Origin of the sequence: Oceanobacillus salinisoli, assembly GCF_009733865.1 — a bacterium.
Lineage (GTDB): Bacteria > Bacillota > Bacilli > Bacillales > Amphibacillaceae > Oceanobacillus > Oceanobacillus salinisoli.
The window spans coordinates 128401-148818 of record NZ_WOFB01000011.1 but is presented as its reverse complement, the minus strand read 5'-3'; the positions used below and the strand labels follow the sequence as shown (position 1 = coordinate 148818).

The following is a 20418-nucleotide window of genomic DNA, read 5'->3' as shown; positions in this document are numbered from 1 at the left end:
AAAAGGAGTTTTAGTCTTGAATCAATATTCGGGAGCAATTTTTAGTGGTGAATTTGATCAAAGCAATGACAGTTTTTATCTCACGGAAGTAAAAAGTATTAATACTGGATCTGTTTTGTCAGAAAATCAGCTTTCACATTTAGAGGAGTATTTAATCAAACAGCACGATAGTTGTATGTTAACTGTCAATGATCAAATTCCTGTTCTATTACAGAAACATGAAATTGATGAGTTACTTGGCGACATTCGTCAGATATTAGAGGGACTAAATCATTCAGGTGCAGAAGGGAGTTCAGAACATGCTTAAAAAAAGTAGTGGAAAGGCGAAAACTGTTGCGGAAAAAACCTACCAGTATTCGGATTACTATAGTGAAGATCAGCTTTCCAAAGGGATGGCTGTAACTCATGAGCAAGTGTCAGATACGTATATGGAAGGTACAGCAGACAGGGAAGTCGATCACAGAAATGAACGCGATGATAACAGTGATGAGGAAAATATTCCAAGAAAACACTTATAATTCACCTTTATTAAGTAGATGTTAAAACGGAAGAAGGGGAAAAAATGACAAACAGAAATAAAATTCTAGTTCCAGAAGCACGAGACGGATTAGATCAATTAAAAGCAAAGGTTACTAATACAAACAATCCAAATCATACGAAATATGAAGTAGCTAAAGAACAGGGAATCCATCTTCACCATGGATATAATGGTGATATAAAAGCGAAAGATGCCGGTAAAGTTGGTGGAAATATAGGTGGCAATATGGTGAAGGAATTAATTGAAATGGCAAAGAAGGAATTAAATAAGTAGGTATACAAAAACTCCGCAAATTTTTGCGGAGTTTTTTCATGCACGTTAGAAAAGATAAAATTTTAACATGAAGAGGATTCGACGTAGTTAAAATTTTAATGTACCAAGTATAAGAAAAACTAACACATTCGCTTAAGGACGAGCGAATGCGAGTTTTTCTAAAAAGAAAGGCGAACTTTAGTAGCGAGAGCTAATGGATAAACATATAGAAATGGATAGCGGAAATTTGTCCATATCGGCTGGACAAGCGAATATGGTGTTTTTTTAATGGGAAAAGTATTAGTAATTTAGCAGCAGTTACGAGAAAATATCAACTGTTAATAACTCTTTCTCGGATTTGTATGATATCAAAAAAGAATCTATCCACATGTTGATAACTAGTCTGGGCGATTGGGTTATAATTGTGTTGTGGATAAGTTTATTTTTCCGTATAAGTATGTTATCCTATTAAGTTAGTGACAATGAAAATGTAGAATGATGAATATAGAAGTCAAGCAAGGAAAAATGTTGGAGGTGAAGTGATGATGGAAACGGACACGATTACTGCAATTTCAACGCCGATTGGTGAAGGGGCGATTGTAATTGTAAGACTAAGCGGTTCAGAAGCAATTCAGTTAACATCAGAAGTATTCAAAGGGAAAAATCTACAGGAAGTGGATTCACATACGATAAATTATGGGAAAATCATCGATCCCGAGACAAATGAGGTTGCAGATGAAGTGATGGTTTCTGTCATGCGTGCGCCGAAGACATTTACTCGTGAAGATGTAGTTGAAATAAATTGCCATGGAGGAATGGTTGCTGTAAATCGTGTGCTGGAAATGTTGCTTAGTAGAGGTGCAAGACTCGCTGAACCTGGGGAATTTACAAAACGTGCCTTTTTAAATGGACGAATTGATTTATCTCAAGCAGAAGCAGTGATGGACTTAATCCGTGCGAAGACAGATAAAGCGATGAATGTTGCTCTAAAACAAATGGATGGAAGGCTGTCCGGACTGATTCAGCGTTTACGCCAGGATTTACTGGAAACCGTTGCCCATGTCGAAGTAAATATTGATTATCCTGAATATGATGATGTGGAAGAAATGTCACATGAAGTGATGCGAACAAAAACAAAAGAGGTTCATTCCGAAATTGAACAGTTGCTGCAAGTGGCAAAGCAAGGGAAAATACTTCGGGAAGGTCTCGGAACGGCTATTATAGGCAGACCAAATGTCGGAAAATCGTCCTTAATGAATACGTTGGTACAGGAAAACAAAGCAATTGTGACAGAGATTCCAGGAACAACACGTGATATTATTGAAGAATATGTAAATGTAAGAGGAGTTCCATTACGGTTGGTAGACACAGCAGGAATCCGAGAGACAGAGGATATTGTGGAAAGAATCGGAGTGGAACGTTCGAGGAAAGTATTAAAGGAATCTGATTTAATTCTATTTGTATTAAATTATAATGAAGAGTTAACGGAAGAAGATATGAAGCTGTTTGAAGCGGTTAAAGGGCTTGAATATATCGTTATTATTAATAAAACAGATCTGGAACAAAAATTGGATTTAGAAAAAGTAAAAGAAACAGCAGGAGACAGGCCAATTGTAACGACATCTCTTTTAAAAGAAGAAGGGGTGGATGAATTGGAAAAAGCGATTGCTGATACATTCTTTTCCGGAGAAATTGATTCTGGAGATTTAACGTATGTTTCAAATGTAAGGCACATTCAGCTTTTAAATAAAGCAAAAAAAGCATTAGAAGATGCAATAGAGGGAATTGAACTGGGAATGCCAATGGATATTGTACAAATTGATGTAACACGAACATGGGAATTCCTCGGGGAGATTATTGGAGATACGGCAAGTGACAGTTTAATTGATCAGTTGTTCTCACAATTTTGTTTAGGAAAGTAAAAAGTTAAGTTATGCTATAAAGATTTGAAAGGATGAAAAACAATGACATATAATGCGGGTCATTATGATGTTATCGTCATTGGTGCCGGCCATGCTGGTGTGGAGGCTGGTGTTGCAGCAGCACGAATGGGAGCCAAGACGTTAATGCTTACACTGAATTTAGATATGATTGCTTTTATGCCATGCAATCCATCCATAGGTGGTCCTGCCAAAGGGATTGTTGTACGTGAAGTAGATGCTCTTGGTGGTGTTATGGGGAAAGTAATTGATAAAACGTATATTCAAATGCGGATGTTAAATACAGGAAAGGGTCCTGCCGTACAGGCATTAAGAGCCCAAGCGGACAAAGCGCTATATAGCAGAGAAATGAAGCGATTAATCGAAAACGAAGAAAACCTCACGATTCGCCAAGGGATGGTAGAGGAATTGATTGTGGAAGATGGCAAGTGCAAAGGGGTTATAACCGAAACAAATGCTGCTTATTATGCAGATGCAATTGTTGTCACAACTGGTACGTATATGCGCGGTAAAGTATTAATGGGAGACCTCGAATATGAAAGTGGTCCAAATAATCAGCGTCCATCTGTTAAATTATCGCAAAATCTGGAAGCACTGGGACTAGAGCTTGTTCGCTTTAAAACTGGTACACCACCACGAGTAAATAGCCATACGATTGACTATTCAAAAACAGAAATTCAACCAGGGGATGAAAATCCGAGATATTTCTCCTATGAAACAACAGAACAAATTGTCGATCAAATTCCTTGCTGGTTAACCTATACGAATGAATTTACACATGAAGTAATCAATGACAATTTGGGATTGTCATCAATGTATTCTGGCATGAAACGTGGTACAGGTCCACGCTATTGTCCTTCCATTGAAGATAAAATTGTGCGGTTTAATGATAAACCACGTCATCAAATCTTCCTTGAACCAGAAGGGAGAGATACAGAGGAAGTTTATGTCCAAGGATTGTCGACATCCCTTCCTGAGTCAATTCAACATAAAATGATTAAATCGATACCTGGATTGGAAAATGCAGAAATTATGCGTCCTGGCTATGCGATTGAATACGATGCTGTTGTTCCGACGCAACTTTGGCCAACATTGGAAACGAAATCTATTTCTGGTTTATTTACTGCTGGTCAAATTAATGGTACATCCGGATATGAGGAAGCTGCAGGTCAGGGAATTATGGCTGGAATCAATGCTGCATGTAAAGTACTTGGGAAAGAACCGTTTATTTTGGACCGCTCTCAAGGATATATTGGCGTATTAATTGATGACCTGGTAACAAAGGGGACCAATGAACCTTATCGTTTATTGACATCCCGTGCTGAATACCGTTTATTGCTGCGTCATGACAATGCTGATTTGCGTTTGACTGATATTGGTCATGAAATCGGTTTGATTCCGGAAGAACGTTACGAAAAGTTCCTTGAAAAGAAACGTTTAGTGGAAGAAGAAAAACAACGCTTGAAGACAATCATGATTAAACCTAATGATGACGTTCAAAAAATAATGGAAAAAGCAGGGGCAACTCCATTAAAAGAGGCAACAAAAGCCTATGATTTAATGAAAAGACCAGAGTTAAACTATAGTGAAATTGAACAAATGATTGAGCCTAACCCTGATTTAAATGATGAAGTAAAAGAGCAGGTTGGAATTCAAATTAAGTATGAAGGGTATATTAAAAAGGCAGTTGAGCAAGTAGAACGTATGCTGAAAATGGAAGACAAAAAAGTTCCTGAAGATATAGATTACGATGCGATTGCTGGATTAGCAACAGAGGCAAGAGAGAAATTGAAGAAAATCCGTCCATTGTCTCTAGGTCAAGCATCAAGAATTTCCGGGGTTAACCCAGCCGATATTTCTATTTTGCTTGTGTATATTGAGCAGGGGAATATAGCCCGTCTTGCGAATTAATATATAAAACGCGGTTATCTAAGGAGATAGCCAAGTTTTCTAACCTGCAAAGTCTTAGTCCATTAACCTCTAGCCGGTTAGTGGACTTTACATAATTGTTGAGAAAATTGTATAGTTAAGGAGTTTTCATTCATGAATCCAGAACAATTTCAAATGGCTTTAAAAGAAAAAGGAATTGAACTAAATGAAAGGCAGTTAGAGCAATTTGCCATCTATTATAAAGTCCTTGTCGAGTGGAATGAAAAGATTAATTTAACTGCTTTAACCGCTGAAGAGGATGTATACTTAAAACATTTTTATGACTCCATTTCTGCCGGATTTTATCATGATTTCACGGAGAAACAAACATTATGTGATGTAGGTGCTGGAGCTGGATTTCCAAGTCTTCCATTAAAAATTTGTTTCCCGAACATAAAAGTCACTATCGTTGATTCCCTGCAAAAACGAATTGGATTTTTGAATCATCTCGCGGAACAGCTCGATTTAACCAATGTTGCATTTTACCATGATCGGGCAGAAACATTTGGTAAAAACAAAGAGTTTAGAGAATCATTTGATGTTGTTACCGCCAGAGCTGTAGCCCGAATGTCTGTATTAAGCGAACTTTGTCTTCCACTTGTGAAAAAAATGGTGTATTTATTGCGATGAAAGGTGCTCAAGCCAATGACGAATTGTCCGACGCTAAAAAAGCCATAGAAACCTTAGGTGGGGAAGCGGAAAATACATATACATTTATGCTCCCAGAAGAAGAAAGTGAACGCAATATCGTTATAATAAAAAAGATAAGAAAAACTCCAAATAAGTACCCGAGAAAACCAGGAACACCTAATAAAATACCGCTATGAGCAAAGTGAAACAGTTATCAAATTGATTTTTAAAAAATCTTTTGCTTTTGATACACAATATATAAAGTAAAACGTAAGTGAGTGCAGTTTTTTTTCGCTCCGGACAGTGGCGTACCTTAGGGCAACGCTTTAGCCTCCCAGGAAGAAAACGACTTCTTGCGGGGTCTTCAATCCGCCCTAAGGTGTGCGTAGTGTGTTTCCGTAGCAGTAGGGATCAGTAGAATATGTTGGATTTTATATCAATTACGAGATAGCCTAGATTGAAAAGCAACTAAACTTTATGAAAATACCATATATATAGGGGAGAGTTTTTTATACCATTTTATATTTTGATAAAGGAAGAGAAAAGTCTGCTTTTACGTGTTACGATAGCATGAAATCTTAGCTGAAAAGTGAGTTCGAGGCAGCTGATATTATAACTCACACAAAGAAAATGAAATGGTTATTAAAGTATAAAGCATCTAATTTAACTGAACCAACTAATAAAATGATAGTAAAAACCAGTCTAACAAAGCTGGCGTGAGTTTTTTCAAGGGGATATAGACATTTATTGGTGCTTTTCTGACTCTATATATGGTAAAATAGATTTAAATCTTATATTCTAGTATGTATTGCACAGTATGTATGCTGTAGCTTTTTTTTACGCTAAGAAAATAAAAAATGGGAATTAAAGAGGGCGTTCGCTTAAAGGTGAAGCTCTGGCTGTAATTTTACTAAATATGAGTGAAGTATTAAAATAAATAATGAAAACAAATTGTTTCACGTGAAACAATTTTTTACATAAATATAAAACTAGTCTTTATAGAATTTCAAGGTGGTGTCAAATGTGGTGCATCCTTTTAACCGTATTTTTGGATTAGGTGAAAAATCAGCGGATGAAATAGAAGAATCTTACCATCCAGATGAAGTGGTTCAAATACCTGTAGACTGTATTATACCCAACCGTTATCAGCCAAGAACGATCTTTAATGATGAAAGAATTAAAGAATTAGCACAAACCATTCATACACATGGGATGATTCAACCCATTATAGTAAGGAAGTTTGAAGAAGAGAAATACGAAATCATAGCTGGTGAACGTAGATGGCGAGCGGTTCAAACGCTAGAATGGGAAACGATTCCCGCAATCTTACGTGACATGACAGATACAGAAACAGCATCCGTTGCTTTAATAGAAAACTTACAAAGAGAAGAATTAACGGTTATCGAGGAGGCTTTTGCATACTCCAAACTATTAGAAATGCACTCCTTAACACAAGAGGCATTAGCTCAAAGGCTTGGGAAAAATCAGTCTACCATTGCAAATAAATTACGGCTATTAAAACTTCCGGAAGAAATCCAAGAAGCGCTATTAAATAAATCGATTACGGAACGACATGCAAGAGCATTAATAAAGCTGAAAGATCCAAAAAAGCAAACGGAAGTATTAAAGTTAATTATTGAAAATGATTGGAATGTAAAACAAACAGAAGAGAAGATTGCCAAAATACAGGAACCAAAAGAGCCGAAGAAGAAACGACCGAAGCTTAAGGGAATCAATAAGGACATTCGAATCGCGATGAATACGATACGTCAATCACTGAGCATGGTAACAAAAACCGGTGTTGATGTAGAATCAGATGAAAAAGAATTTGATGAGTTTTACCAAATAACGGTTAAAATACCAAAAAAGAAATAACAGCAATGATACATTTTATTTTTACCCATCTTACGCAAATAAGGTGGGTATTTATATAGAGTTATTTTATAGATTACAATTACATAAAAATATATAAATAATATGACCGTTTTTATAGAAAGAATGATAAAATAGATTGTATATAGTTTTAGGAAGGTGTCAACATGGGGAAAATAATGTCCATCGCGAATCAAAAAGGTGGCGTAGGAAAAACAACTTCATCAGTCAATTTAAGTGCATGCCTTGCACACCTGGGAAACAAAGTATTACTAGTAGATACGGATCCACAAGGAAATGCAACGAGTGGGGTAGGCGTTAATAAAGCTGATGTCAGTAATTGTATTTATAATGTTCTTGTCGATGATATGGAAGCAGAAAAAGTGATCATATCAACGAATGTAAACAACCTAGATTTAATTCCTGCAACTATTCAACTAGCTGGAGCAGAAATTGAGCTTGTACCAGTGATTTCAAGGGAAATACGCTTGAAAAAGGCTTTGGAAAACCTAAAAGACTCATATGATTATATCATTATAGATTGTCCTCCTTCATTAGGCTTGTTAACACTTAACGCATTAACAGCTTCTGATACGGTCATCATACCAGTTCAATGTGAATATTATGCCCTCGAAGGTTTAAGTCAATTATTAAATACGATTCGACTTGTTCAAAAACATTTAAATAAAGCCTTAATGATTGAAGGTGTGCTGCTCACCATGTTGGATGCTCGTACGAATTTAGGTCTTCAAGTAATAGAAGAAGTGAAGAAGTACTTTCAAGATAAGGTCTATCAATCGGTTATTCCAAGAAATATACGGTTAGGCGAAGCACCTAGTCATGGACAACCAATTATAACGTATGACCCAAGATCGAAGGGTGCAGAAGTATATCTTGAATTAGCAAAGGAAGTGATAGCCAATGGCGAAAGGGTTGGGTAAAGGTATCAATGCGTTCTTTCCTGAAGTAGAAGAGGTGAATGATGCTTCCATTGAGGAAGTTGCTATTACGGACTGCAGACCGAATCCATATCAACCAAGAAAAACCTTTCACGCGGATGCTATTGAAGAATTAAAAGAGTCCATCCTTCAACACGGAATACTTCAACCGTTAATTGTACGTAAGAGCATTAAAGGGTATGAGATAGTTGTCGGGGAGAGACGTTTTCGGGCGGCTAAAGAGGCTGGCTTGAAGACAGTTCCTGTAGTAGTAAAAGAGCTTTCTGATGAAAAAATGATGGAACTAGCATTGCTAGAAAATCTGCAGCGTGAGGATTTAACTCCTATTGAAGAGGCGCATGCATATTCCAATTTAATGAATGAGCTTCACATTACACAGGAGGAATTATCTAAACGTCTGGGGAAAAGTCGTTCACATATTGCCAATATGGTACGTTTATTAGCCTTACCAGAAAACATTGTTGCCTATATTAATAATGGGGAACTGTCTATGGGTCATGGTCGAGCACTACTTGGCTTAAAAGATAAGGAACGATTAATACCTCTTGTCAACAAAATCAGAAATGAAAAATTAAATGTAAGGCAAGTAGAAAATTTAATCACCACTTTAAACGAAAAACCAGTTAAAAAGAAGGAAAAGCCAAAAAAAGATGTTTTTCTTACAGAACGGGAATCTGTTTTAAGAGATCGATTAGGTACAGCTGTATCGATACAGCGAGGGAAGCGAAAAGGGAAGATAGAAATCGAATTTTATACAGATGATGATCTGGAACGTATTATCGAGCTGTTAGAAGACTAAACCAATAGACTTTTCTGGGGAAATAGACTGATGTGAATGATGTCAGTCTATTTTTTCACATTAAGTCATCAAAAATGTTCCACGTGAAACATTTTTGATATTTTTACATATTAGGAAAGAAAAATAGTTAGCCAAAAAGTTGTTCCATATTTTGATATAAACTTCTGACTAATGGAAATACCTATTTGTGATGCTCGCTTGTTCTGATGATTACAGCGTGTATGCAATCGCTCCGGCAGAATACTTACGGTTCGTGGGCACGACCTCAGCCTCCTCGCGGAAGAACGCTGCTGCTCAGGTCTAGGACATGTGCTATTTCCACAGGACAAGGAACGCGAACTGCAGATTTACATCGCACGAGGAAAATCAGCATGTATTTTCGAGGAGTTACTTATTCTGCCTACGCTAGTACTGGTTATCTGATTAATGTTTAGCAATAACCTGTAATTAGGACGTTTGACAATCTTCTTTTCACCTAAAATGAGATCTAACTTCACTACGTAAAAAAATATGTATTCAACAGATTGCTTTCTGCTCGCAAAAATTCTAGCTTTGTATTTTAGAGAAAAAAGTATTCTTTAATCTAATCAAAAATCGAAATAGTAACAATCAGATAGAAAGTCGAATAGTACAAACCCAGCGAAGTTTATTTCTGGAGCGGTTAAACGCACAATGCTACCTTTTTAAGTTACGTCGGACTATATACATTCAACGCAACTAATATTTTAATGTCCAAAGTATAAGGTAAACGAACATCATCGCTAAAGACGAGGGTATGCGATGTTTTTAATACATAAACATAAATGATACATATAGGGAAGTGATACAAATGGCGTTATTAGGAACAATTATTAATGGGGCATTAATTTTAGCAGGCAGTATATTAGGATTGTTTTTCACAAAGATTCCTGAAAGATTCAAAGAAACGGTTATGCACGGAATTGGCTTAGCGGTCATATTAATAGGTTTACAGATGGCTTTTTCTACGGACCAAATAATTATAGTACTGTTAAGCTTACTTAGCGGGGCAGTTATCGGTGAACTTCTTCGTCTGGAGGAAGGGTTAAATCGGTTAGGTGAGTGGGTAGGAAGTAAATTCACGACAAAAAATGATGAAATTAGCATGTCGCAAGGGTTTGTTACGGCAACATTAATATTCTGTATCGGGGCAATGGCAATTATCGGAGCCCTGGATAGTGGAATTCGTGGAGATCATGAAGTTCTAATAACCAAAGGAATTTTGGACGGATTTACAAGTTTAGTTTTAACCACTACACTGGGATTCGGAGTTATGTTTTCCGTTATTCCGGTTGTCGTATATCAAGGTGCAATTGCACTGTTTGCAACGCAAATTGATCGGTTACTTCCGGAAGTTTTTTTAGAGGGGTTGATTGTAGAAGTTACTGCAGTAGGAGGACTTTTGATTGTGGCTATTGGTTTAAACATGCTAAAACTAACGAAGATTCGGATAGGAAATCTATTACCTTCTATACTCACACTAGTTTTAATCTATTATATCTATCAACTCTTTTAAAGAGAAAATCATTCTATTCCTTGAAATATAGATAGGGGACTTTTCCATGCAAAAGGTTATAAAAATTACATATGAAGGAATGATGATTCTCTTGGTCATGTTAACGATCATGACCATATGGACAGATAACACTTTTCATTCAACTATTAATTGGATCGTATGGGCCGTATTTACCGTTGATTTTTTAAGCAGGTTAATCATGACAAAGGATAAATGGAAATTTATAAAGAATCATCCATTTTTATTGCTGGCGATTGTTCCATTTGATCAAATTTTCCAGGTAGCTAGAGTAGTCAGGGTGATTTATTTGTTTCGGATTAAAACGATAACAAAATATTATGTGACACCATTTATTGAAAAGCTTTCCTATAAATCAGCCACGGTGGTTTTATCATCTATTATGATTATTTTAATCATTAAGTCATGGGTTATGATGTATTTAGAAGCATCAGTTGAAACTTTTTGGGATGGATTATATGTAACATTTGGTCATTTGTTGTTCTTTGGACGGGAAATCTATGTCATTAGTCATCCCGTATCTATATGGTTTTTAACCATTGCTTCTGTTTTAGGTATAATTCTCCAAGGATTAGCATTGCAGTGGGCATTTTCGAAAGTGGAAAGATATTATAAAGTATTTAAAAATAATAGAATAAATTCAGAGAGTAAATAAACGGGTATTTCATTCGTTTATTTTTTTTGCGAAAAAGAGGTTCATGTTAATAATGCATATAAATGTTGTGAAAAGGAGGTGTAAAGTAAAAGAAAGAAAGGGGTTTTCCTCTAAATATAGCTAAATCATGGTTTGAATCAAGTTCAGTTATAACACAGATACACTATGATTATTGGTGATTCATAGTGTATCCATCAATTTATACGCCATTTCATTTTCAAAACTTTCCAGTATTCCTAAATCGTACGTTTTTTCTCCTTCTTACTTCTCAATACAATCGCAGACATTGGGTAATTGTATTTCAGGTTACAATCAACCTGTTCCAATACTCCAGCTAAACCTTTTGCCATATCCATAACAAAAGATAGTCTCGTGTTTTGCAGAACAGAATATTCCATAAAACCGCCAATATTTACAACAGCGGTAATATGCATATCTCCGACTTGAGGCAGGGATTTATTTAAAGCAGCCCCAGGTTTTAGTGGACCTTTCGCAGCAATTAGATGGCCAATGGAGCTATTCTTGCCTAAACATGCATCAATGGCAATAATATATGGGTTTCTATGATTTTTTGTAATGGTATCCATGGTTTCCTTCAGATTGGTAGCGTGTACAGGGTTATGCAATGTTCCATAAACAGTCATATGTTTTAGTTTTAAATCTTCTAAATAAGAGCCAGTAAGAGGACCTAGTGAATCACCGGTAGACCGATCTGTACCAATACAGACAATCACGTAATCACGAGGAATTTCCGGCATCCAAGTCATAATTTGGTTACTCATCTTGATGCTTAGGGCAGGATCGGTATATGACAAGCGAAAGTTTTCATTTAAATTATTAAATCGACTCTTTAGACTCATAGCTTATCCTCCAAAATCATATTGGTATAGTATACGGATATTTTTGTTTTTCTATACATAGATTCTATAAATATTGGAGGAAATGAAATGTTAAGAGCTGGTCTAAAATGGATGTTTTTAATAATTGGAACAACGATTGGAGCAGGATACGCTTCTGGAAGGGAATTATGGCAGTTTTTTGGACATGAAAGTGGACTGGCTATTCTCTTGTTTACGGTATTTTTCTCGATTTGCTGTTCGGTCATAATGTATGTAAGTTATAAACATGAATCCACACACTATTTACCGGTTTTAAAAGATATTGTGGGCAGACGTTTATCAAAGTTTTACGATGTCATGATATTTTTCTATTTATGCTCTACAACAGTGGTAATGATTGCGGGAAGTGGTGCAACCGGACAAGCATTTAATTTTTCAAAATGGTGGGGAGTTGCAATCATTGTTATTGCCTTGATTTTGCTTTTTAAAAGAAATATAAATGGTTTGCTTTCCATGAATCAGATTATATTACCTGTTTTATTAGGTGGACTTGTATTTATTTTGCTGCTGTTTACGATTGACCAGGAATTAGAGCTGTTTTCCCACTGGCATGAGCAGCGGAACTGGACCGCTGCATTTCCATTTACTGCATTAAATATTCTTCCTTTAATCGCAGTTATAGGTGCAATTGGAGATAAAGTGAAATCAAAAGGGGAGATCCTTATTGCCAGTATTGGCAGTGGACTAGTATTGGGTGTCATCTCGTTCATTTATAATAATAGTTTAATTCAAATTGCTGATGAAATTCTTTTATATGAAATTCCATTATTTGCAATATTAAAGCATTATCCATTTGAAATATTAATTTTTATGTCTATTATGCTATGGTTTGCTATCTTTACCACAGCTGCTTCAGGGATATTAGGAATCGTGACAAGAATTCAAGAGTATTTTCAACAACCCTTTATTTACTTGGTCATCGTTACATTATTACTTATGATTCCACTGACAACGATTGGATTTTCTCAGCTGATTAGCTTTATCTACCCGATATATGGAATTTTAAATTTATATGTTTTAACACGTTTACTTTTATTTCCTTTATGGAATAGATATGAAAATCAAGAATGGAAATCTCGCTGAAAACATAGATGAAAATGAGTAGGCATTTATTATTCTTTTCAGTTATAATAAATGAAATGCTATACTTTCTTTAACTATGTAAAAAAGGAGATGACCAAATGGTAGAAAAGGAATTCGGATTAAATGATGTTGTGCAAATGAAAAAGCAGCATCCATGTGGAGAAAACCGCTGGAGAATCATTCGAATGGGTATGGATATTCGAATTAAGTGCTTAGGTTGTGATCATAGTGTCATGCTCCCTAGAAGAGAATTTGCCAAAAAGATGAAAAAAGTATTAGAGAAGGCAAAAACGGAATAGGAAAATATATTTAATGATAGACGAAAATATATCTAAAATGGTAAAATAGCATTATATAGAGATAGAAAATTAAAAAATAATAGGGTAAAAAAGCAAAAATAGGTATGTTTATCGTGCCTATTTTTGTTTTTTGTTTATTTGTCTTTTTTCCTACTAATATCTATAATTAGAATATCGAACGCGTTCTGATGAAAGAATCCTTAAGGAGTGGAAATGAAATGGCTTTAACAGCAGGAATTGTGGGACTACCAAACGTGGGGAAATCTACGTTATTTAATGCAATTACACAAGCAGGAGCAGAAGCGGCAAATTATCCTTTTGCTACTATTGATCCTAATGTAGGAATTGTAGAGGTTCCAGATGAACGTTTAAATAAATTAACAGAATTAGTAAACCCAAAGAAAACCGTGCCAACAACATTTGAATTCACGGATATTGCCGGTATTGTAAAAGGTGCAAGTAAGGGGGAAGGGTTAGGAAATCAATTTCTTTCCCATATTCGCCAGGTTGATGCAATTTGTCAGGTTGTTCGCTGTTTTGAAGACGAGAATATTACACATGTTTCCGGAAAAGTGGATCCAATCGATGATATTGAGGTCATTAATTTGGAGTTAATCCTCGCTGACTTGGAAACAGTCAACAAACGATTTCAGCGTGTGGAGAAACTTGCCAAACAGAAAGATAAAGAAGCAGTAGCGGAATTGGATGTCCTTTCTAAATTAAAAGATGGTTTGGAAGAGGAACGGCCTGCTCGCGCATTGGAATTTAATGAGGAACAATGGAAAATTGTAAAGGGACTTCATCTGTTAACAAGTAAACCAATTCTATATGTTGCTAATGTTAGTGAAGAGGAAGTGGCTGATGCAGATTCCAATAAAAATGTGCAAAAGGTAAGAGAATATGCAGCAAAAGAAAATGCCGAAGTAATTGTGATTTGTGCTAAAATAGAAGAAGAGATTTCAGAATTAGATCAAGAGGAAAAAGCTATGTTCCTTGAGGAATTGGGAATCAAAGAATCTGGACTGGATCAGCTGATTAAAGCTTCCTATAGTTTATTAGGATTAGCTACGTATTTTACAGCTGGTGAACAAGAAGTTCGGGCTTGGACGTTCCGAAAAGGAATTAAAGCACCACAAGCAGCAGGAATTATTCACACCGATTTTGAAAGAGGTTTTATTCGGGCGGAGACAGTTTCTTATGATGACCTTGTAGAAGCTGGATCCATGGGACAAGCACGTGAAAAAGGGAAAGTTCGCTTGGAAGGTAAAGAGTATATTGTACAAGATGGCGATGTCATTCACTTCCGTTTTAATGTGTAGCTATTTTCAAAAAAACAACATGCTTTATGAAAAGAACCAATGTGTAAAACAAAACGTATAACAAATTAGGATCTCTCGAATGCTTGTTATTTCTAAAAAGATTTGGTATAATACATCATTGTGAGTAATTAGTCGAATGATTGCTCCTTGCTCTTATCAGGAAAGATTACTTTTCCGATAAAATAAGGGCCGCTAAGACCAAAAGGAGGTGTAACGGATGAGAAAATACGAAATCATGTATATCATCCGCCCAGACATGGAAGAGGAAGCTCAAAAGAGTCTTGTTGAGCGCTTTAACACAGTTTTAACTGATAATGGGGCGGAGATTGAAAAAGTGGATGAGGTAGGTAAAAAGCGCCTAGCTTATGAAATCCAAGACTATCGTGATGGATATTATGTTTTAATTAACTTTAGTGGTGACGAGAAAGCTATTAATGAGTTTGATCGCCTAGCTAAATTTAGTGATGATATTATTCGTCATATTGCAGTTCGAGAAGATGATCAATAATAAGGAGTGGTTCTGATGTTAAATCGTGTCGTATTGGTAGGCAGATTAACGAGGGATCCTGATTTACGTTATACGCCATCTGGAGTAGCAGTAGCTAACTTTAACATTGCAGTGAATCGACCTTTCACGAATCAGCAAGGGAATCGTGAAGCCGATTTTATTAACTGTGTCGCATGGCGCAGACAAGCAGAAAACCTGGCAAATTATATGAAAAAAGGTAATATGGTTGGTGTAGATGGCCGTGTCCAGACCCGTAGTTATGAAGGGCAGGATGGTAAAACTGTATTTGTAACGGAGATTCAAGCTGAAAGTATTCAGTTCTTAGAATCAAAAGGTTCTTCTGGTGGAGGAACCAATACATCAGGATTTCAGCCTAATCAAAATCAGAACCAAAATAACCCGAATCAAAATCAATTTCAGCCAAATCAGAACCAAAATCAACAACAACCAGAGGACCCATTTAAAAATAATGGGGAACCTATTGATATATCAGATGATGATCTACCGTTCTAAAGGTTCGGTCTTTAGAACTTATAAATATAATGCAAGGAGGGTTTTAAATGGCAGCTCGTCGTGGTCGCGCAAAGCGTCGTAAGGTGTGTTACTTCACAGCGAATGGAATTACACACATCGATTATAAAGATGTTGATTTGCTAAGACGTTTCATTTCAGAACGTGGAAAAATTCTTCCTCGTCGTGTAACTGGAACTTCTGCAAAATACCAACGTAAACTTACAAAAGCAATCAAACGTTCTCGTCAAATGGCATTATTGCCATATGTGGCAGAGTAATCTAAAACCTCTAATCCAAATTATTTTGGTTTAGAGGTTTTTTATTCTTCATTTCTGTTATTTTTATAACATATGTATCATACGTATGTTATGATTGGAATAATATATACCTTATTCATTTCTTACACCATCTGCCTCCAGGATTTAGCTTCTTATCCTTCGTTTGGGATAAATGAAAATCATTCTACATAATAATCCAAATGAATAAATAAATGCGAACAATAAATAAATATCCGTAACAGAAAAAAGAAATGCGAGAATTGTATATAACAGAAACGGAATGGTTATGGTAAATGCTGTCATTTTCCATAATAGGGAGTAATGTAATTTTCGTTTTAGTATTTTAGAGATTAGTTTACCCAGATAAGCCGTGATGGATATAATTGCAAATACAATAACCGTTAGTGGGAGATAATAAAAAATAAAAAAATAGATTAGTGTAAAAATCAAATTTATATCCGAACCAAAACCGTCCGCATCGGTTAACCGATCCACTAGGGAAGGTATGGATACGATAAGCAGCAAAATTAAAATATAAAAGATAGCAATATCTAAACCAACCCGATTTAGTTGAAACATTGCTTGTTTGTTAGGTAACTTCATACTATTTAAAAATGAATTCCAAAAAATCATTCTTTTCATCCTTGTCCTATAAAATAGAAATAACTATAGGTCCATTATATTAGATTTTGGCAAAAAGTCGTATCATAACTATTTAAAATCATGATATTTCTACATCTTTTAACAAAAAGTGACATTTATATTAGTAGGTATAATACGTTATAATGGAATGAAGATAAAAGGAAGTTATACGGGTTGGATATTATTATGTTTTACACTTTATTCGACAACCATTTCTATAAATTTCATGTTATCATATGATATATTGTAGCTATAGCTAAAATTTATAGAGGATTAGTCGAGGTGCTATATGAATCAATCAAAGAAACTTACAGATGGAGCATTGATGTTAGCCATTTTTATGGTATTGCTCTTTATTACAATCTTTATTCCACTACTATCCATTATTAGCGTGTTCTTACTTCCGGTACCTTTTGTCATATATGCTTCAAAATATAACTGGAAGCCATCCTTATTAATGTTGGCACTCGCTGTCATTTTATCGGTGATGTTTGCAACGATCTTTTCCTTACCAACACCTATCATGATGGGGTTAGGTGGAATTATGATAGGAAGTGCTATTTATAAAAATTTATCAGCATATGAGACATTAGCAAGGGGTACTTTTGGATTTGTCATTGGATTGCTTTTCCTTTTTGTGTTTAGTCAGGTTTTATTCCAAGTAAACATCGTTGAAGATTTCCGTGTGATGATTTCCGATTCATTGGAAATGAGTACATCTATATTGGAAGACTTCGGTGCAGAAGGTCAAGCGGATGAATTCCAGGAAATGATTCAACTCCAAATTGATTATATTATAGACTTATTGCCTGTATTTGTATTAATATCAGCTCTTGTTTTTGCTTTAGTAAGTCAATGGGCCAGTTACAAAATATTAAACAGGTTGGAAAAACTGGATTTACACTTTCCGCCATTTCGTACATTGCGTATGCCATCCAGTATTATATGGATCTATTTAGTCGTTCTATTCCTGACTTTGATGGATTTAAACCAATCAGGAACGTTCTTTTTAATCGTACAAAATGTACAAGTTTTAGCTAGTATTTTATTAGCGATACAAGGTTTTTCCTTTATATTTTATTATGCTCATCATAAGAAACTGTCTAAGGCCATTCCAATTATAAGTATTGTTCTTACGGTGTTACTTCCTATCGTTTTTCTTACCATAGTAAGAATTATTGGTATTATAGATATAGGATTCAATATGAGGGAGCGCCTGATGAAGAATAAATAAATGAGGGGTTTATAGGAGCTGAAAATTATGCCGGATATTCAGAAAAAACCTACACTTAGCAGGCACTTATGGGTCATTTATTCATTATCCATTATCCTGCTTCTATTTATATGGTATTACGAGTGGGTGCTAGGTATTATAATGACTGCTTTGTTAGCAGCTTCACTTTACTATTCCATTCGCACGGAGAAAACCATTATTGACGAAACAGAAGCATATATTTCAACCATCTCCCATCGAATAAAAAAAGTTGGTGAAGAAGCACTGCTTGAAATGCCATTTGGAATCATTTTATTTAATGATGATTTTGAAATCGAATGGTCCAATCCATATATAAATAAATTTAGTGAAGAAGATACGTTTGTTGGAGAGTCACTAAACGTACTTTCAGAAAAACTAATTCCTATGATTAAGGAAAATAAAGAAGAAATTTGGATAGACATCGATTCATTAAAGTTTCTGACCATTATTCGTAAAGAAGAACGTTTATTATACCTTCTTGATCGAACTTCACAAGTAGAGTTAGAAACGTTATATGAGAACGATCAAACGATTTTGGCGTTTATCTTTTTGGATAATTATGAGGAAATCACCCAAAACATGGATGATACGGCTAAAAGTCAATTAAATTCGGAGGTTACTTCTGTTTTAAATAATTGGGCAAGTGAGTATGGCCTTTATTTAAAACGTACATCTCAGGAAAGATTTTTAGCGGTCGGAACAAAACAAATACTAGAGAAACTAGAAAAAGCAAAATTCGCTATTTTAGACGAAGTACGTGAAATCATTGGTGAACAGAATAACCCTGTTACCCTTAGTATAGGGGTTGGTACTGGTGAACTGACCTTACCTGCTTTAGGTGAGCTTGCTCAGTCTTGTCTTGACTTAGCATTAGGACGTGGCGGTGACCAGGTCGCTATTAAGGATGAGTCTGGAAAGGTTCGTTTTTACGGTGGGAAAACCAATCCAATGGAAAAACGAACTCGTGTACGAGCACGAGTGATATCCCATGCTTTAACTGAATTAGTGAAAGCAAGTGATAATGTTATTATTATGGGACATAAGGCTCCTGATATGGATTCCGTTGGGTCCGCAATTGGTATCTTAAACATTGCAAAGACGAACGATGTAGATGGTTATGTCGTGTTTGATTCAGAAGATGTCGATACAGGAGTCTATCGCTTAGTGGAAGCTTTGAAAGCAGAAGATAGTATTTGGCATCATTTTATCGAACCATTCGAAGCGGAAGAAATTATCACGAATCGCAGTTTGGTTGTCATTGTCGATACACATAAACCTGTCATGGTTGCCGATTCAAGTCTTTTAAATAAAACAGACTATAAGGTAATTATCGACCATCACCGCCGAGGAGAAGATTTTATTGACAATCCTACCTTAGTGTATATGGAGCCTTATGCTTCTTCCACTGCGGAATTAGTCACAGAGCTACTGGAATACCAGCCTAAAGGCTTAAAATTAAAAATGCTGGAGGCAACCGCATTGCTTGCCGGAATTATTGTGGATACAAAAAGCTTTACGTTAAGAACCGGGTCGAGAACATTTGATGCTGCCTCTTACTTGCGTTCCAAAGGGGCAGATACGGTTCTTGTTCAGCAATTTATGAAAGAGGATATTGACATATATGTGAAACGTGCTAAGTTAGTGGAGCGTGCAGAAATATTCAGAGATTCCATTGCTATTTCAAAGGCAGAACCAGGCATCTCTTATGGCCCTGTGCTAATAGCGCAAGCTGCGGATACCCTTTTAACGATGACAGGGGTTAGTGCATCTTTCGTTATTTCTGAGCGGGATGATGGTAGAATAGGGATCAGTGCAAGGTCTCTTGGTGACGTGAATGTACAAGTAATCATGGAAAAAATGAATGGTGGTGGCCATTTAACGAATGCAGCAACACAACTGGAAGATACCACGATAGAAGATGCTGCAAATTTACTAAAAGATATCATAGTCGAGTACTTTGAGGGGAGAGAATCGGAATGAGAGTAATATTTCTTAAAGACGTAAAGGGAAAAGGGGAAAAAGGCGACGTCAAAAATGTATCTGATGGATATGCTCGTAATTATTTATTAAAAAATAATTTAGCAGAAGAAGCAACCTCAGGGAATTTAAAAGCATTAGAACTGAAGAAGAAGAAAGATGCTGCACTCGAACAAAAAGAAAAAGATGAAGCAGTGGAGCTGAAAAATAAATTAGAAGAACTAGCCGTAGAATTGAAAGCAAAATCTGGTGACGGTGGTCGTTTGTTTGGTTCGATTACAAGTAAGCAAATTGCTGAGACGCTAAACAAGCAATATGGATTTAAAATTGATAAACGAAAAATTGAGCTGGATCAGCCTATCCGTGCACTTGGATACACGAATGTTCCAGTAAAATTGCATCCTGATGTTTCAGCGACCATCAAAGTCCATGTAAAAGAACAGTAAAAATAAAAGCGAAATTGCCCGTTTAGCGACGTACGGTCGAAATACAAGATTATTATATGAAGATATAAATATA

Annotated in this window: 21 protein-coding genes and 1 pseudogene; 20 read left to right on the top strand and 2 right to left on the bottom strand. The window is 35.9% G+C overall.

Going from position 1 to position 20418, the window contains the following annotated elements; all coding sequences use genetic code 11:
• The first annotated feature begins 16 nt into the window (after window positions 1-16).
• The 11 genes and pseudogenes from GMJ66_RS08725 to GMJ66_RS08675 all read left to right on the top strand — a co-directional run bounded on the left by GMJ66_RS08725 (window position 17) and on the right by GMJ66_RS08675 (window position 11126).
• A complete protein-coding gene (locus GMJ66_RS08725; RefSeq protein ID WP_156289936.1) occupies window positions 17-307 on the top strand; it encodes a hypothetical protein in 291 nt (96 codons plus the stop codon).
• Entirely contained in the window at window positions 300-518 is a 219-nt protein-coding gene (locus tag GMJ66_RS08720) for a YozQ family protein (protein ID WP_156289935.1), read from the top strand. The genes GMJ66_RS08725 and GMJ66_RS08720 overlap by 8 nt, the downstream gene beginning before the upstream one ends.
• 44 nt (window positions 519-562) lie before the next feature.
• Window positions 563-811, top strand: coding sequence for an alpha/beta-type small acid-soluble spore protein (locus GMJ66_RS08715; RefSeq protein ID WP_156289934.1), 249 nt, complete (start codon window positions 563-565; stop codon window positions 809-811).
• A gap of 524 nt (window positions 812-1335) precedes the next feature.
• Window positions 1336-2712: a tRNA uridine-5-carboxymethylaminomethyl(34) synthesis GTPase MnmE gene (gene mnmE / locus GMJ66_RS08710; RefSeq protein ID WP_156290023.1), complete on the top strand. Its 1377-nt coding sequence runs from the start codon at window positions 1336-1338 to the stop codon at window positions 2710-2712.
• 42 nt (window positions 2713-2754) lie between these two features.
• On the top strand, window positions 2755-4641 hold the full coding sequence (gene mnmG / locus GMJ66_RS08705; protein WP_156289933.1) for a tRNA uridine-5-carboxymethylaminomethyl(34) synthesis enzyme MnmG: 1887 nt from the start codon (window positions 2755-2757) through the stop codon (window positions 4639-4641).
• Window positions 4642-4773: 132 nt separating this feature from the next.
• A pseudogene (rsmG, locus tag GMJ66_RS08700) lies at window positions 4774-5486 on the top strand (16S rRNA (guanine(527)-N(7))-methyltransferase RsmG).
• 826 nt (window positions 5487-6312) lie between these two features.
• Window positions 6313-7164: a nucleoid occlusion protein gene (gene noc / locus GMJ66_RS08695; protein ID WP_156289932.1), complete on the top strand. Its 852-nt coding sequence runs from the start codon at window positions 6313-6315 to the stop codon at window positions 7162-7164.
• Between the two features lie 164 nt (window positions 7165-7328).
• Window positions 7329-8102, top strand: coding sequence for a ParA family protein (locus GMJ66_RS08690; RefSeq protein WP_156289931.1), 774 nt, complete (start codon window positions 7329-7331; stop codon window positions 8100-8102).
• Window positions 8083-8919: a ParB/RepB/Spo0J family partition protein gene (locus GMJ66_RS08685; protein ID WP_156289930.1), complete on the top strand. Its 837-nt coding sequence runs from the start codon at window positions 8083-8085 to the stop codon at window positions 8917-8919. Before GMJ66_RS08690 ends, GMJ66_RS08685 begins: the two co-directional genes overlap by 20 nt.
• 829 nt (window positions 8920-9748) lie before the next feature.
• The gene (locus GMJ66_RS08680) at window positions 9749-10453 is read left to right on the top strand and encodes a DUF554 domain-containing protein (RefSeq protein WP_156289929.1); all 705 of its coding nucleotides are present in this window, start codon (window positions 9749-9751) and stop codon (window positions 10451-10453) included.
• A gap of 46 nt (window positions 10454-10499) precedes the next feature.
• Complete coding sequence (locus tag GMJ66_RS08675) at window positions 10500-11126, top strand: transporter (RefSeq protein ID WP_156289928.1); 627 nt, start codon at window positions 10500-10502, stop codon at window positions 11124-11126.
• A 236-nt stretch (window positions 11127-11362) separates the two neighbouring features.
• Here the strand turns inward: GMJ66_RS08675 and yyaC are convergent, their stop codons facing one another.
• Window positions 11363-11986 carry a spore protease YyaC gene (gene yyaC, locus GMJ66_RS08670; protein WP_156289927.1) on the bottom strand — a complete coding sequence of 208 codons (624 nt, stop codon included), beginning with the start codon at window positions 11984-11986 and terminating at the stop codon, window positions 11363-11365.
• 87 nt (window positions 11987-12073) lie between these two features.
• Here yyaC and GMJ66_RS08665 point away from each other — a divergent pair, with 87 nt between their 5' ends.
• The 6 genes from GMJ66_RS08665 (at window position 12074) to rpsR (ending at window position 16025) form a co-directional block, all read left to right on the top strand.
• On the top strand, window positions 12074-13108 hold the full coding sequence (locus GMJ66_RS08665; protein WP_156289926.1) for a YkvI family membrane protein: 1035 nt from the start codon (window positions 12074-12076) through the stop codon (window positions 13106-13108).
• A 98-nt stretch (window positions 13109-13206) separates the two neighbouring features.
• On the top strand, window positions 13207-13407 hold the full coding sequence (locus GMJ66_RS08660) for a DUF951 domain-containing protein (protein WP_156289925.1): 201 nt from the start codon (window positions 13207-13209) through the stop codon (window positions 13405-13407).
• Window positions 13408-13625: 218 nt separating this feature from the next.
• Entirely contained in the window at window positions 13626-14726 is a 1101-nt protein-coding gene (gene ychF / locus GMJ66_RS08655; protein ID WP_156289924.1) for a redox-regulated ATPase YchF, read from the top strand.
• 217 nt (window positions 14727-14943) lie between these two features.
• The gene (rpsF, locus tag GMJ66_RS08650; RefSeq protein WP_156289923.1) at window positions 14944-15234 is read left to right on the top strand and encodes a 30S ribosomal protein S6; all 291 of its coding nucleotides are present in this window, start codon (window positions 14944-14946) and stop codon (window positions 15232-15234) included.
• Window positions 15235-15249: 15 nt separating this feature from the next.
• A complete protein-coding gene (gene ssb / locus GMJ66_RS08645) occupies window positions 15250-15747 on the top strand; it encodes a single-stranded DNA-binding protein (protein WP_156289922.1) in 498 nt (165 codons plus the stop codon).
• A gap of 47 nt (window positions 15748-15794) precedes the next feature.
• Window positions 15795-16025, top strand: a complete 231-nt coding sequence (gene rpsR, locus GMJ66_RS08640) for a 30S ribosomal protein S18 (protein WP_156289921.1) — start codon at window positions 15795-15797, stop codon at window positions 16023-16025.
• Window positions 16026-16169: 144 nt separating this feature from the next.
• Here rpsR and GMJ66_RS08635 read toward each other — a convergent pair whose 3' ends face one another.
• Window positions 16170-16658, bottom strand: a complete 489-nt coding sequence (locus GMJ66_RS08635; protein WP_156289920.1) for a DUF1189 family protein — start codon at window positions 16656-16658, stop codon at window positions 16170-16172.
• Window positions 16659-16956: 298 nt separating this feature from the next.
• On the opposite strand from GMJ66_RS08635, the gene GMJ66_RS08630 reads away from it, so the two are divergent.
• The 3 genes from GMJ66_RS08630 to rplI are packed head-to-tail and all read left to right on the top strand — an operon-like array spanning window position 16957 to window position 20345.
• Window positions 16957-17901 carry a YybS family protein gene (locus GMJ66_RS08630; RefSeq protein ID WP_156289919.1) on the top strand — a complete coding sequence of 315 codons (945 nt, stop codon included), beginning with the start codon at window positions 16957-16959 and terminating at the stop codon, window positions 17899-17901.
• A gap of 27 nt (window positions 17902-17928) precedes the next feature.
• Window positions 17929-19902, top strand: coding sequence for a DHH family phosphoesterase (locus GMJ66_RS08625; protein WP_156289918.1), 1974 nt, complete (start codon window positions 17929-17931; stop codon window positions 19900-19902).
• A complete protein-coding gene (gene rplI, locus GMJ66_RS08620) occupies window positions 19899-20345 on the top strand; it encodes a 50S ribosomal protein L9 (RefSeq protein WP_156289917.1) in 447 nt (148 codons plus the stop codon). The genes GMJ66_RS08625 and rplI overlap by 4 nt, the downstream gene beginning before the upstream one ends.
• Window positions 20346-20418 lie beyond the last annotated feature (73 nt).